The following is a 14,423-nucleotide window of genomic DNA, read 5'->3' as shown; positions in this document are numbered from 1 at the left end:
GCCCACCCGCCCCTCAGGGGCGGGTTGTTCTTCGCCTCTATCGGCATCATTCAGACGTAGTTGCCCGACATGCTCAAACGCCTTGCCTACCTGGCGCTCTGTGCCTGCGCCCCGTTGCATGCTGCTCCCGCTTTCGACGACAACCGCCTCAACCAGTTGGCCAATGACCGCTACTGGATCGCCCTGGGTCACTACGAAACCGCCAAACTGGGTGGCTGGCGCAGCTATGTCGACGACGCGCGCTTCTTTCTCGCCAAAGACGGAGGGCACCACCCCGACCAGGAACTGCGCGCCACGCTCCAGGCGCTGTACGCACCGGCAAGCCTGGGCGACAAACATGCACAGTGCGTATTCCCGGCACGCACCCGCTGGCTGCGCGAGCAACTCCAGTTGAACGACCTGCCTGCACCGGACTGCAAGGAATACCCCCGGTGGTTCAAGGATGTGTCGCCACACAGTGCAGTGATGATCTTCCCGGCGGCCTACCTGAACAGCCCCTCGTCGATGTTCGGCCACACCTTGCTGCGTATCGACCAGGCCGATGTGCAAAAGAACGACACGGCCCTGCTGAGCTACGCAATCAACTTCGGCGCCTACATCGAAGGTAACGACAACAGCATCCTCTATGCCTGGAAAGGCCTGATGGGCGGCTACCCCGGCCTGTTTGCCCTGGTGCCCTATCAGGAAAAACTGTCGGAGTATCGCAGCCTGGAGAACCGCGACCTGTGGGAGTACCGCTTGAACCTGACCCCGGAAGAAACCGGGCGTATGGTCGAGCACGTGTGGGAACTCAAACAGATTCGCTTCGACTACTTCTTTTTTGACGAAAACTGCTCTTACCGCTTGCTCGAACTGTTGCAGGTGGCTCGCCCGAGCCTGGACCTGACCTCGCAATTCCCGCTCACGGCCATTCCGACCGACACCGTCAAGGCCGTCAAGCAATCTGGGCTGGTGGAGCGGATCGACTATCGCCCATCACGCGAACGTGAATTGCTTGAGCGTGCGGCGCCACTGGATACCGAGGAGCAACGCCAGGTACTGGCCGTCAGTGCTGATACCGCGCAACTGCAAAGCCCGACGTTCAACGCGCTGCCGCGTGAGCGCCAGGCCCTGGTACAGGACGCGGCCTACCGCCTGGAACGCTACCGTGCAAACGGCCAGGAGCGTGACCCGGCGCGCACCAAACGCAGCTTTGAGCTGCTGCGGGCAATCAACCGCAATCCGCCACCTGAATTGGACATAAAGCGACCTGGACTGCCCGAAGACGGCCATCAGTCACGCACCTGGCAGTTGGGAATGGGTACACGGGAAGACCGCGCATTCACCGAGTACGGCCTGCGCATGGCCTACCACGACCTCAACGACAACATGTATGGCTTTCCGCTGGGGGCACAGATTGAAATCCTCCAGCTAAAGCTACGCCAGTACGAAGGTAACCACTGGCAACTGCAACGCCTGGACCTGGCGACCATTCGCTCGCTGACACCACGCAACGCCCTGCTGCAACCGTGGTCATGGCAAGTCGCCGGCGGCCTGGAGCGCGTGCTTGGCAGGAACGGTGACGAAACCCTGGTGAGCCAGGTAAATGGTGGTGCTGGCAGCACCTGGGCGCTGAGCGACGAAATGCTCGGGTTTGCCCTTGGAACCGTACGGGTCGAACACAACGAAGACTTTGCCGGTTTCATAGCACCAGCAGCCGGTTTCAACACTGGCCTGTTGTGGCGTAACGGGCTGGGCAACCTCAGCCTGGAGGCCAAGGGTGATTACTTTACCAATGGCGAAGTGCGTCGCAGCCTGAGCCTGAACCAGCAGTGGGAGTTGTCGAACAACTTCGGTCTGCGCTTGAGCGCAAAGCGCGATTTCAGCCAGTTCACTTCAGCGCAGAACGAAGTGATGCTTGAACTGAAGTGGTACAACTATTGATTGCTCTTTGTGCGCGGGTCTTGTCTGCGGTTGATTAACGCTATGCAGTCCAAGCGGGGGATCATCAACCCGACAAGAGGCAGATACCGTTTCAACTCGGTCATGACGGTTGTCAGGCCGTCAGCGTAATAGCTGGCGACTTTCGCAAAGATGTACCACGCTACCTGCACAACCGCCAATATGAGGCCGGCTGGGACGATGGCTTTCGCCAGTGCCAGGCATGCAGGGGAATCAGGACCTGCGAGACTACCGTGCCCGCCATTGGGAGAACCGCAAGGAACAATGGCAGCAGGAGAACGATCGCGATGCGGCACGCGCCTACAGGCGTAGAGAGGCCGTGGACGGGTCAGCCATAGTGCGCATGTCTGCCAGCAGGGTCTCCTGAGAAGGAGCCGTTCATGAGTCGTGCATTCGTCAATGAAGATCAAGCCAGTGACCAGGCTGACCAGCCCGTTGAGCGTCAGATCAGCGAGCAACCCAACTATGTCACCGCTCGGGGTCTTACCCTGCTGCATGAGCGTGTCGCCGAGCTGAACACGCTACGCAGTGAACTGCTCGCACAAGGTGAGCAGGCGGACAAGCAGCGGCTCGTAGAGACTGAGCGCGACCTGCGCTACTTCAATGCCAAGGTGCAAAGTGCGCTGGTGGTTGCACCCGCGGTATCCAGGGACAAGGTGCAGATCGGCAGCCACGTGACCTTTGCTGACGAGAGTGGCCAGCATCACCAGGTTCAACTGGTCGGAGAAGATCAGGCCTATGCCGCAAGCGGCCTGATCAACTGGGGATCCCCCCTGGGCCGGGCTCTGCTGGGCGCCGAGCCAGGGGACGAAGTGGTGTGGCGACGACCGGCCGGTGATCAGTCGATCGAGATCATCGCCATCGAGCCAGAGGCTTAAACGACGCCTTGAGCCAGCATGGCATCGGCGACTTTGACGAAGCCGGCGATGTTGGCGCCTTTGACATAGTTGATTCGACCGTTTTCCTCACCGTAGTGCACGCAGGCGTGGTGAATCGACTGCATGATGTTGTGCAGCTTGCTGTCCACTTCGCCAGCCGTCCACAGCAGGCGCATGGCGTTCTGCGACATCTCCAGCCCGCTCACGGCCACGCCACCGGCATTGGAAGCCTTGCCCGGCGCGAAGAGGATGCCGGCCTCCAGGAAGATATCCACTGCCTCCAGCGTGGTCGGCATGTTTGCACCTTCGGCCACACAGAGGCAGCCATTACTCAGCAAGGTACGGGCATCTTCAGCGTCCAGTTCGTTCTGGGTCGCGCATGGCAGCGCGATGTCGCATGCCAGGCTCCAAGGCCGTTGGCCAGCACGGAATTCCAGGCCAAATTGTCCGCCCATTTCGCTGAGGCGCCCACGCTTGACGTTCTTCAGCGCCATCAACGCATCCCATTGCTCATCGTTCAGGCCCGCTTCGCAGTACAGGGTACCTTCGGAGTCAGACAAGGAGATCACCTTGCCGCCCAGGTCCATGACCTTGCGCGCAGCGTATTGAGCGACGTTGCCAGAACCGGAGATGGCCACCCGGCGACCGTCGATACGCAGGTCCTGACGCTTGAGCATCTCTTCGGCAAAGTACACACAACCATAACCGGTCGCCTCAGGGCGAATCAGGCTGCCACCGTAGGTCATGCCCTTGCCGGTCAGCACGGAGGTGAACTGGTTAGCCAGGCGCTTGTACTGACCGAACATGAAGCCGATCTCCCGCGCGCCGACACCGATATCACCGGCCGGGACGTCAAGGTCAGCACCGATATGACGGTACAGCTCGCTCATGAATGCCTGACAGAAGCGCATCACCTCAGCGTCGCTCTTGCCTTTGGGATCAAAGTCAGAGCCGCCCTTGCCGCCGCCCATGGGCAGCGACGTCAGGGAGTTCTTGAACACCTGCTCGAAAGCCAGGAACTTCAGTACGCCGAGGTTGACCGACGGATGGAAGCGCAGGCCACCCTTGTAAGGGCCGATGGCGCTGCTCATCTGGATACGGTAACCGCGGTTGACCTGGACCTTGCCCTGATCGTCGACCCACGACACGCGGAACAGGATCGCGCGCTCAGGCTCGACCATGCGTTCAAGAATACCGGCCTGCAGATAGTGCGGATTGGCCTCCAGGAAGGGCCATAGACTACGCAGTACCTCTTCTACCGCCTGATGGAATTCAGGCTGGGCAGGGTCACGTTTTTTCAGTCGGGCGAGGAAGTCTTCGACGGATTCGATCATGGGAAGGTCTCGGCAGATGATTAGCTTGTAAGAATTTTTCCCGGGACTTTATCAAGTCAACGCGCACTGCGACAGTGCAAAATGTCGTTTTTATGAAATTAAATGGTGCATTTATGTAAATGTATACACATTCAAACCCGTCACCGGAAACATCACTCACCCCAGCCCAGTGAGTGCGAGCCCTCAGGCAGCCTGCCTTGTCGGCGATGGGAGCGATACATTTCAGGCAAAAAAAACGGGACCCGAAGGCCCCGTTTCAGTGCAAAACCGCGAGCGGTTATGCCAGTTTTTTGTGCCGTACCCGGTGCGGCTGGGCAGCGGCTTCACCGAGCCGCTTCTTGCGGTCGGCTTCATACTCGGTGTAGTTACCCTCGAAGAACACCGCCTGAGAGTCGTCCTCGTAGGCCAGGATATGAGTGGCCACGCGGTCAAGGAACCAGCGATCGTGAGAGATCACGATGGCGGCGCCCGGGAAGTCCAGCAGGGCTTCCTCCAGCGAACGCAGGGTTTCCACGTCCAGGTCGTTGGACGGTTCGTCGAGCAGCAGGACGTTGGCGCCTTCCTTCAGGGTCAGGGCCAGGTGCAGGCGGCCACGTTCACCACCGGAGAGGTCCTTGACGAACTTCTGCTGGTCGCCCCCTTTGAAGTTGAAACGCCCCACGTAGGTACGCGAAGGAATTTCGTAGTTACCGATACGGATCTGATCGGAGCCATCGGAGATCTGCTGGAACACGGTCTTGTTGCCGTCCAGGTCTTCGCGGCTCTGGTCGACACAGGCCAGTTGCACGGTCTCACCGATCTCGATAGAACCAGAGTCCGGCGTTTCCTTGCCCATCAGCATACGGAACAGGGTCGATTTACCGGCACCGTTACCACCGATCACACCGACGATTGCACCTTTAGGCATGCTGAACGACAGGTTGTCGATCAGTACACGGTCGCCATAACCCTTGCTGACGTTCTTGAACTCGATGACCTTGTCACCCAGGCGCGGGCCTGCCGGGATGTAGATCTCGTTGGTTTCGCTGCGCTTCTGGAATTCCTGCGATTGCATTTCTTCGAAGCGCTGCAGACGGGCCTTGGATTTCGACTGACGTGCCTTGGCGCCTTTGCGCACCCACTCCAGTTCTTCCTTCATGGCCTTTTCATGGGCCGACTGCTGCTTGGATTCCTGAGCCAGACGATCCGATTTGGCTTCCAGCCAGCCCGAATAGTTGCCTTCGTACGGAATACCGGCGCCACGGTCGAGCTCGAGGATCCAGCCGGCTACGTTGTCGAGGAAGTAACGGTCGTGGGTAATCGCGACCACAGTGCCCGGGAAGTCGTGCAGGAAGTGCTCCAGCCAGGCGACAGAATCGGCATCCAGGTGGTTGGTAGGTTCGTCGAGCAAGAGCATGTCCGGTGCCGACAGCAGCAGACGGCAGAGTGCTACACGACGCTTCTCGCCACCCGACAGGTGTTCGACCTTGGCGTCCCAGGCAGGCAGGCGCAGGGCATCGGCCGCCACTTCCAGCTGACGCTCCAGGTTGTGACCATCGCTGGCCTGCAGAATCGCCTCGAGCTTGGCCTGTTCAGCGGCCAGCTTGTCGAAATCGGCGTCTGGATCGGCATAGGCCGCATAGACCTCGTCCAGGCGGGCCTGGGCGTCCTTGATCACGCTGACCGCCTCCTCGACCACTTCACGCACGGTCTTGGTTGGATCGAGCTGCGGCTCCTGCGGCAGGTAACCGACGTTCAGCTCCGGCATTGGCCGTGCTTCGCCATCGAACTCGGTGTCGACACCGGCCATGATCTTCAGCAGCGTGGATTTACCCGAGCCGTTGAGGCCGAGTACGCCGATCTTGGCGCCCGGGAAAAACGACAGGGAGATATTCTTCAAGATTTCCCGCTTCGGCGGAACAACCTTGCTCAGCCGATGCATAGTGTAGACGTATTGAGCCAAAACGTTGAGCTCCTGTAAGCAAGTCAATTCAAGGGGCCAATTGTATGACGTAAAAAAGTAAAAGCGACTATTAACTTGGCGAACCGATGGCCAGCCGATCCGCGCCCAGGACCGGGCGGGCCTGGGTCAGCCGATAACCCCAGTTGTCGGTGCCGACGAACAGGACTGGCACTTCGCCACAACTCAAGGCATGCTAGCCGCCCTTTGGGCGTCCAGCTTATAGTACGCATCGGCCTGCATGGCCGAGCGTGAGGGTGCGCACCGAATAAGCAGCTCAAACCTGCCACAGCCAGCCATACCGCAGGATCAACGTTTGACCAATCTTACTCAGCCGTCTTCCCTGCGTACTGCCCCGCCTGTCCTGGGCTCCTCATTACGCGGCACGTTGAAAGGGGCGTTGGCCATCCTGGTCTTGCTGCTGCTCGGCCTGCTGTTCTGGCTGCTGATCGATCAGTACCACCATACCCTTGCCGACGAACGCCAACACAGCCTGGATTCCAGCAACGAGCTGGCCGATCACCTGAGCCTGAACATGGCCCTCAAGGCCCAGACAGCACTCAATCAGGTTCAACCTTACCTGCTGCCACCCAGCGATAGCACCCTGCCGAAGGTCGTGACCGATCTGCAGCGCGTACTGCCCGCGCTGCGCAGCATCGCCTGGTTCGACAGCCAGGTACGCCCGCTGCGCGACAGCTTGAGCGAAACACCTGATCGGCATGCGATTGAAGAATTGGTGCGGGTGAGCAATGGCCGCCCGTACTACTTCAGCAACAATAGCGACAACAGCAGCATCTATCTGCTGCTGCGCCAATCGGACAGGCCGGCCAGTGGCTACTGGCTGCTGCGCCTGGCTCCGGCCTACTACAACGTACTGGCCGAGCACCTGGACAACCCAGCCCGCCCTTTGTGGCTGCTGGAAAACAGCCGAACGGACATGATCATCAATCGTCACCGTCCGCCTGAAAAACCTCGCCCAGCCAACGCCGAACCGCTGCAGAGCGTGCTGCTGACATTCCTCGACAACAGCGACTGGCAACTGCGCGGCCTCTACGACGCCGAACTGAGTCGCCAGCAACTGTTACCGGCACTGATCAGCAAATGCGTACTAGGTCTGGTTTGCGCCCTGTTGCCGCTGCTGGCATTGATCAGCATGCGCAAACGGCAACGCGCACTGCAGGAAGGTCGTCGGCGCTACCAGGATATCTTTGAAGGAACCGGTGTTGCCCTCTGTGTGCTGGACTTGTCCGGCCTGATCAATGCCCTCGAACGCCTGCGCCTTCGTAGCCCCGATCAGCTTTTGTACCGGCTGCGGCTTGATCAGTCATTACACAACGCGCTGCTGCAGGAGCTGAAAGTCACGGAGGTCAATCAGGTCGCCCTGCAACTGTTGGGCGTTGAATGCCGCACGGGGGCTTGGCAGCGCTTGATAGCCGGGCATAAGAACAACGAGGGCATTGGCCTGCAACTGGTTGAAGCCGTCCTGAACCATGAAAGCCAGTTGGAGCTGGAGGTTCGCCTGAGTGCTGCCGATGGCCAGGAGTTGCACCTTTGGCTGATGGTGCGCTTCCCTGACAAGCGCCCTGACTATCGTGCGGTAACACTCAGTATCAGCGATATTACCAGCCGCAAGCAGGTCGAACTGTCACTGCTGGAGCGTGAAAGTTTCTGGTCGGATGTGGTCCGCACCGTACCGGATCAGCTCTACGTACAAGACGTGCAAAGCCAACGGATGATCTTCAGCAATCGGCATCTGGGCCAAACCCTCGGGTACTCCCGCGCCGAGCTGGAGACAATGGGTGAGCGTTTCTGGGAAATCCTTCTGCACCCCGAGGACGCCGCGCTCTACAACACCCTGCGCCAACAACAACGCGAAAGTGGCTACCTTGAGCAACTGCACTGCCAGTTGCGTTTCCGTCATCGCGACCAGGGCTGGCGTCGTTACGATATTCGCGAAGAAGTCTTGAGCCGCAATAACGACAACAGCGTTACCCGAATCATTGGTGTGGCCAAGGACGTCACCAAGCAGATCGAGGCGAGCGAATCGTTGCGTGACAGCGAACAGCGTTATCGCATGCTCGCCGAAAGCATCAGCGACGTCATCTTCTCAACGGACAGCAAGCTGCAACCGAACTACGTCAGCCCCTCGGTGCAGGCCGTACTGGGTTACGAGGTCGACTGGATTTTCAGGAACGGCTGGCAGTCGACCATCGCCAACCCGGCACAATTGACCGGCATCTACAGCCTGGTCGAGCGGCTCAACCGTGCCCTGCCCTATCCCGAACAACTGGAGCAACTGCGCACTCAACTGCCAACCCAGTTGTTCCTGTTCGACTGCCTGCGGGCTGATGGTCGCAAGATCCCGATCGAGCTGCGCCTGGTACTGGTCTGGGATGAGCACAATCGCTTCGAGGGTATTCTCGGCGTTGGACGTGACATCAGCCAGCAGCGCCGCGCAGAAAAAGACCTGCGCATGGCGGCGACCGTATTTGAACACTCGACCTCGGCAATCCTGATCACTGACCCGGCGGGCTACATCGTCCAGTCCAACGAAGCCTTCAGCCGCGTCAGTGGCTACAGTGCGGCCGAAGTGCTCGACCAATTGCCAAACATGCTGACCGTCGACGAGCAGCAGGAAGCGCACCTGCGCTATGTGGTCAAGCAGTTGCACATTCGCGGCACCTGGGAAGGTGAGGTCTGGCTTAAACGCCGTACCGGCGAGCACTACCCGGCCTGGGTCGGTATTACTGCCGTGCTCGACGATGAGGGCGACCTGGCCAGCTATGTGTGCTTCTTTACCGACATCAGCGAGCGTAAGGCCAGCGAACAACGCATTCACCGCCTGGCCTATTACGACGCCCTGACTCACCTGCCCAACCGCACCCTGTTCCAGGACCGCCTGCATACGGCGCTCCAGCAAGCGGATCGTCAGAAGGCCTGGGTGGTGCTGATGTTCCTCGACCTGGACCGTTTCAAGCCGATCAACGACTCCCTTGGCCACGCGGCCGGCGACCGTATGCTCAAGGACATGGCCGAACGCCTGCTCGACTGTGTCGACACTGACGACACCGTTGCGCGCATGGGCGGCGACGAGTTCACACTGCTGCTGCAACCACGCGCAACCCGCGAGATGGCCCTGAACCGTGCCATCAATGTGGCCGAACAGATCCTCAGCAGTCTGGTTCGCCCCTTCGTACTGGAAAACCGCGAGTTCTTCGTCACGGCCAGTATCGGTATTGCCCTGAGCCCTCAGGATGGCAGCGAACTCAGCCAGTTGATGAAAAACGCCGATACCGCGATGTACCACGCCAAGGAACGCGGCAAGAACAACTTCCAGTTCTATCAGGCAGACATGAACGCCAGTGCGCTTGAGCGCCTGGAACTGGAAAGCGACCTGCGCCATGCGCTGGAGCAGAACGAATTCATTCTGTACTACCAACCGCAGTTCAGCGGCGACGGCAAACGCCTGACCGGCGCCGAAGCACTCCTGCGCTGGCGCCACCCACGGCGCGGCCTGGTACCGCCGGGCGACTTTATTCCGGTGATTGAAGAACTGGGGCTGGTGGTCGATGTCGGTGACTGGGTGCTGCGCGAAGCCAGTCGTCAGCTCAAAGAGTGGCACAAGGCCAAGGTACGGGTGCCGAAGGTCTCGGTGAACATCTCTGCGCGGCAGTTCTCCGATGGTCAACTGGGCACGCGCATCGCCACGATTCTCAACGAAATCGGTGTACCACCGGCATGCCTGGAACTGGAGCTGACCGAGAGCATCTTGATGCGCGAGGTCAACGAGGCCATGCAGATTCTCGCCAGCCTGAAAAATCTTGGCCTGAGCATTGCGGTTGATGACTTCGGTACCGGCTACTCGTCACTGAACTACCTCAAGCAGTTCCCGATCGACGTGCTGAAAATTGACCGCACCTTCGTCGACGGCTTGCCCGAAGGCGAGCAGGACGGGCAGATCGCGCGGGCAATTATCGCCATGGCCCACAGCCTGAACCTGGCGGTAATCGCCGAAGGCGTGGAAACCCACGAACAGCTGGAATTCCTCCGTGAACACGGCTGTGATGAGGTTCAAGGCTACCTGTTCGGGCGGCCGATGCCGGCCAATCAGTTCGAGGCCCAGTTCAGCAACACGACACTCTTCATGTTCCAGTAACCCTGAGGAGAGCCGCCTGCACGCCGGGAGGCTGCGCTGCGCGATACAAAAACGGCAAATGAGGCCCACTTGTCTGCGACATGATGCCCTTTCATATGCCAGACAAAAGCCGATGAGGTAGAATGCCTCCCTTTTCCAGCCCGATCCTTGAGGACCGCCATGTTCAGCCGTGATTTGACCATTGCCAAGTACGACGCCGATCTCTTTGCCGCCATGGAGCAAGAAGCTCAGCGCCAGGAAGAGCACATCGAGCTGATCGCCTCGGAAAACTACACCAGCCCAGCCGTGATGGAAGCCCAGGGTTCGGTTCTGACCAACAAGTACGCCGAAGGTTACCCAGGCAAGCGTTACTACGGTGGTTGCGAGTACGTCGACGTGGTCGAGCAACTGGCCATCGACCGCGCCAAGCAGCTGTTCGGCGCTGACTACGCCAACGTCCAGCCACACGCGGGTTCGCAAGCCAACAGTGCCGTTTACCTGGCCCTGCTGCAGGCTGGCGACACTATCCTGGGCATGAGCCTGGCACACGGCGGTCACCTGACCCACGGTGCCAGCGTCAGCTCTTCGGGCAAGCTGTACAACGCCATCCAGTACGGCATCGACTCCAACGGCCTGATCGACTACGACGAAGTCGAGCGTCTGGCGCTGGAGCACAAGCCGAAGATGATCGTTGCCGGCTTCTCGGCCTATTCGCAAGTGCTGGACTTCCCACGCTTCCGCGAAATTGCCGACAAGGTCGGTGCCTACCTGTTCGTTGACATGGCTCACGTAGCCGGTCTGGTTGCAGCTGGCGTCTACCCGAACCCGGTTCCGTTCGCTGACGTGGTCACCACCACTACCCACAAGACACTGCGCGGTCCACGTGGCGGCCTGATCCTGGCTCGCAAGAACGAAGAAATCGAGAAGAAACTGAACTCTGCCGTATTCCCTGGCGCCCAGGGCGGCCCACTGGAGCACGTGATCGCCGCCAAGGCCATCTGCTTCAAGGAAGCACTGCAGCCTGAGTTCAAGGCGTACCAGCAACAAGTGGTGAAAAACGCCCAGGCCATGGCCAGCGTCTTCATCGAGCGCGGTTTTGACGTCGTTTCCGGTGGTACTCAGAACCACCTGTTCCTGCTCTCGCTGATCAAGCAGGAAATCTCCGGTAAAGATGCCGACGCTGCACTGGGCAAAGCCTTCATCACCGTCAACAAGAACTCGGTGCCAAACGACCCACGCTCCCCGTTCGTCACTTCCGGCCTGCGCTTCGGCACCCCGGCTGTGACCACTCGCGGCTTCAAAGAGGCTGAGTGCAAGGAACTGGCAGGCTGGATCTGCGACATCCTGGCTGACCTGAACAACGAAGCGGTAATCGACGCCGTTCGTGAGAAGGTCAAGGCCATCTGCGCCAAGCTGCCGGTATACGGCGCTTGATTGCAGTTCGCTGAATGAGAAGCCCGGCCTTGAGCCGGGCTTTTTTTCGTCTGTGTAATTAATTAACGCAGCGGGCAACCGCCTCGCCGTTACGTTTGTTGAATACGAAGGCCTAGGCTCCTTGGTCATTCAACGAACTACAAGGCGAACGCCATGCCCACCCATCGACAAAACTCGTTCCTCGCCCACCTGCGTACTCAGGCACACCCCATTCATTGCCTGGATGTCCTGCTGGGGGCACCAGCAGAGGTCATCGTCCCTTTCAGTGGCGGTGGCGTCTTTTCCGGCGCCATACAAGCCCGAAATGACTCCCATCTGCTAGGCCATCAAACCTCTGCCGACGGCAGCAAAGTGGAACCCCTCACCCTGTACTTCAGGTATACGCCCGAAGGCTACTACCTGTATGTCCGTTCGCCTGGCCCGTACTTCGGCCGAGGCATCAGTGTCGACGATCTGGGTCATATTGGCGCCTTTATCATCGCTGAACGGGAGCCCGTCCCCTTCAAGCTGATCCATCCGCAACGCGGCGAAACCTCACTTGAGCACCTAAAACACGATCGTGTCGGGATGTTTTTGCAGTGCGCGGGTAAAGGGTTCGTGCACCGGAGCCGCCGACATGGCTCGGAACATACCTACCTCAACACCGCAGGGGGGAGCCCATTGGGCTTCATTCTGGATATCCAGGAACGCAATGCACCCTGGCTGAGTTATCCGGATGAGTTCTGAGCCATCAGGATAGAACTGCGATGCCCCATGGTACGGCCCCTAGGGCATTGTTCCTCCTGCCCCCACCGGCTCAGGGACATTACCTTGGCTCTCACACCTCGGGATACACGTCATCCCGGTGATAGTCCCAATAGGGAAGCCAAATCTGATCAGGAGATCACCTGCCATGCCAACCGATAAACAACTTTCTTTTACCGCCAACATGCTGATAAACGGCCACAGCCTCATCGCCCTGGATGAAGCTACCGACCGCCCTGTTATCGTGCCTCACCACGCACGACCTGAAGGGCTTGAAATCTCGCAGGCCTTGGGAGCGCTCGGCGGCACCGACGAGGACTGGGAGCAAGACCGCAACGACGGCCTGATAGACTTCCACGTGGTCAGCGATGTCTCGCCCACAGAGTTCTATTTCCGACATAGCGAAGGACTGTATCGACTCTACGTGCGCAGCGGCAAATACCTGAACCACGGCGTTTTCATGACCGCCGAAGGCATACCTCAGGCGTGCCCGATTGATGGCGTTGATCCTTGCGCCTGGCAGTTGCGCCATGCCCACAACAACCAAGCGGTCGACCTCTCGAACCTGCCTACCGATTTCGCCATGATCAGTCTTGAAGAAGCCGCTACCGGGGCGAGCTTAAGCATGACGCTCATCGGTCAGGGTAACGGCGGCTACCTGACCGCTGGTTATGCGCCGTCGGGCACTAAATTGCGTTTGAATATCCTTGCACGCGACGTCGATTGGTTGAGCGCCAGCTAACAAGCAGCCTACAGCTGTTCGAACGCTGAACGAATCTGCTCCTCAGGCAAATCGTCGCCGATGAACACCACTACACTTTCCCGCGCCTGGTCTTGCTCCCAGGCGCGGTCCCAGTCGAAACCATACAACTTCAATACCCCCTGGAACACCAGCCGACGCGGCTCGTCTTCGATATTGAGCACGCCCTTGTAACGCAACAGCTGTCGGCCATGCTCTTCGAGCAGGCGATTCATGAAGTCGCTAAGCCGGTCGATGTTCAGGGGCTTTTCGGTACGCAATACCATGCTGCTTATGCGGTCACCGCTAGTGCCCTTTCCAACCGGACGCACGCTCAGACCGCCACCCAGGTCGGCATTAAGATTGAAGCCGCGCACATCAAGCAACTCGGCCAGGTCGATCTTGCCGTGCTCTACGACATGGATCGACGCACGACGATTAATACGACCAAGACGTTCGCTCAAGGCCTGGAAGCGGTCGGCATCAACCAGATCGGTCTTGCTCACCAGCAGTCGATCGGCAAAACCGACCTGAGCCTGGGCAATGGTCTGGGTCAGGTGCAGGTCGGCATGCGCCGCATCGACCAGGGTAATGATGCCGTCAAGGATGTAGCGCTCGCGCAGCTCTTCGTCGATGAAGAAGGTTTGTGCCACGGGCGCGGGATCAGCCAGGCCGGTGCATTCGATCACCAGCCGGTCAAAGGCAATCTCGCCACTGTCCAGGCGCTCCAGCAACAGGAACAGGGCCTTGGTCAGGTCGGTATGGATGCTGCAACACACACAACCGTTGGCCAAGGTCATGACCTGCACCGGTTCGTCACCCAGCAATTGCGTGTCGATACCCGCATCGCTGAATTCGTTTTCGATCACCGCGATCTTAAGGCCATGCTCGGCCTTGAGCAGGTGGCGCAACAAGGTGGTCTTGCCAGCGCCGAGGAAGCCGCTGAGCACGGTAACGGGGATTGGAGGTAGCACGCGCAAAATCTCCTGAACGCAAAAAATGACTGTGGGAGCGCGGCGTGCCAGGCTCCCACAGGTTTATTACAGGCCGTCAGCCAGGGTTATTCAACAGCACTTTGGCCCACCCTTGCCACCGTAACGCGCCTCCTGGCGCTCCCTGAAGAACGCCTCGTAGCTCATCACCGGCTTGTCCGGGTGCTTGGTTTGCATATGCTCGACGTAAGTGTCGTAGTCGGGCATACCGACCATCAGGCGGGCTGCCTGCCCCAGGTACTTACCCAGTCGACCGAGGTCGTTGAACATGACTGCATTCCTCAGTA

Annotated in this window: 10 protein-coding genes and 1 pseudogene; 7 read left to right on the top strand and 4 right to left on the bottom strand. The window is 59.3% G+C overall.

Annotated features, from left to right (window positions below):
- The first annotated feature begins 69 nt into the window (after positions 1–69).
- The 3 genes and pseudogenes from IE038_RS10155 (at position 70) to IE038_RS10150 (ending at position 2,819) form a co-directional block, all read left to right on the top strand.
- Positions 70–1,923, top strand: a complete 1,854-nt coding sequence (locus IE038_RS10155) for an Lnb N-terminal periplasmic domain-containing protein (RefSeq protein WP_163931311.1) — start codon at positions 70–72, stop codon at positions 1,921–1,923.
- Between the two features lie 104 nt (positions 1,924–2,027).
- Positions 2,028–2,308 (top strand): annotated as a pseudogene (locus IE038_RS24480) (hypothetical protein); the annotation flags it as partial.
- Positions 2,309–2,321: 13 nt separating this feature from the next.
- Positions 2,322–2,819: a GreA/GreB family elongation factor gene (locus tag IE038_RS10150; protein ID WP_163931314.1), complete on the top strand. Its 498-nt coding sequence runs from the start codon at positions 2,322–2,324 to the stop codon at positions 2,817–2,819.
- Here the strand turns inward: IE038_RS10150 and gdhA are convergent.
- Together gdhA and ettA are read right to left on the bottom strand one after the other, a co-directional pair.
- Positions 2,816–4,153: an NADP-specific glutamate dehydrogenase gene (gene gdhA / locus IE038_RS10145; RefSeq protein ID WP_163931317.1), complete on the bottom strand. Its 1,338-nt coding sequence runs from the start codon at positions 4,151–4,153 to the stop codon at positions 2,816–2,818. The genes IE038_RS10150 and gdhA overlap by 4 nt on opposite strands.
- A gap of 277 nt (positions 4,154–4,430) precedes the next feature.
- Positions 4,431–6,095, bottom strand: a complete 1,665-nt coding sequence (gene ettA, locus IE038_RS10140) for an energy-dependent translational throttle protein EttA (protein WP_163931320.1) — start codon at positions 6,093–6,095, stop codon at positions 4,431–4,433.
- 313 nt (positions 6,096–6,408) lie between these two features.
- Between ettA and IE038_RS10135 the strand changes: the two genes are divergently transcribed.
- From IE038_RS10135 to IE038_RS10120, 4 genes are all read left to right on the top strand, one after another.
- Entirely contained in the window at positions 6,409–10,248 is a 3,840-nt protein-coding gene (locus IE038_RS10135; protein WP_189395559.1) for a sensor domain-containing protein, read from the top strand.
- Between the two features lie 159 nt (positions 10,249–10,407).
- Entirely contained in the window at positions 10,408–11,661 is a 1,254-nt protein-coding gene (glyA, locus tag IE038_RS10130; RefSeq protein ID WP_163931323.1) for a serine hydroxymethyltransferase, read from the top strand.
- 153 nt (positions 11,662–11,814) lie between these two features.
- Positions 11,815–12,387 (top strand): hypothetical protein, encoded by a 573-nt coding sequence (locus tag IE038_RS10125; protein WP_163931326.1) that lies wholly within the window; start codon positions 11,815–11,817, stop codon positions 12,385–12,387.
- A gap of 166 nt (positions 12,388–12,553) precedes the next feature.
- Positions 12,554–13,147, top strand: coding sequence for a hypothetical protein (locus IE038_RS10120; RefSeq protein WP_163931329.1), 594 nt, complete (start codon positions 12,554–12,556; stop codon positions 13,145–13,147).
- Between the two features lie 8 nt (positions 13,148–13,155).
- On the opposite strand, the gene yjiA is transcribed toward IE038_RS10120, so the two are convergent.
- Both yjiA and IE038_RS10110 read right to left on the bottom strand, forming a co-directional pair.
- Positions 13,156–14,118 carry a GTPase gene (gene yjiA, locus IE038_RS10115; RefSeq protein ID WP_189395558.1) on the bottom strand — a complete coding sequence of 321 codons (963 nt, stop codon included), beginning with the start codon at positions 14,116–14,118 and terminating at the stop codon, positions 13,156–13,158.
- A gap of 90 nt (positions 14,119–14,208) precedes the next feature.
- Positions 14,209–14,406, bottom strand: a complete 198-nt coding sequence (locus IE038_RS10110; RefSeq protein ID WP_065759275.1) for a YbdD/YjiX family protein — start codon at positions 14,404–14,406, stop codon at positions 14,209–14,211.
- Positions 14,407–14,423: the final 17 nt, after the last annotated feature.

It is taken from the genome of Pseudomonas laurentiana (assembly GCF_014648275.1).
Taxonomy (GTDB): domain Bacteria; phylum Pseudomonadota; class Gammaproteobacteria; order Pseudomonadales; family Pseudomonadaceae; genus Aquipseudomonas; species Aquipseudomonas laurentiana.
Note: the sequence above shows the minus strand (reverse complement) of the source record. Positions and strands in the feature narration are given on the sequence as shown.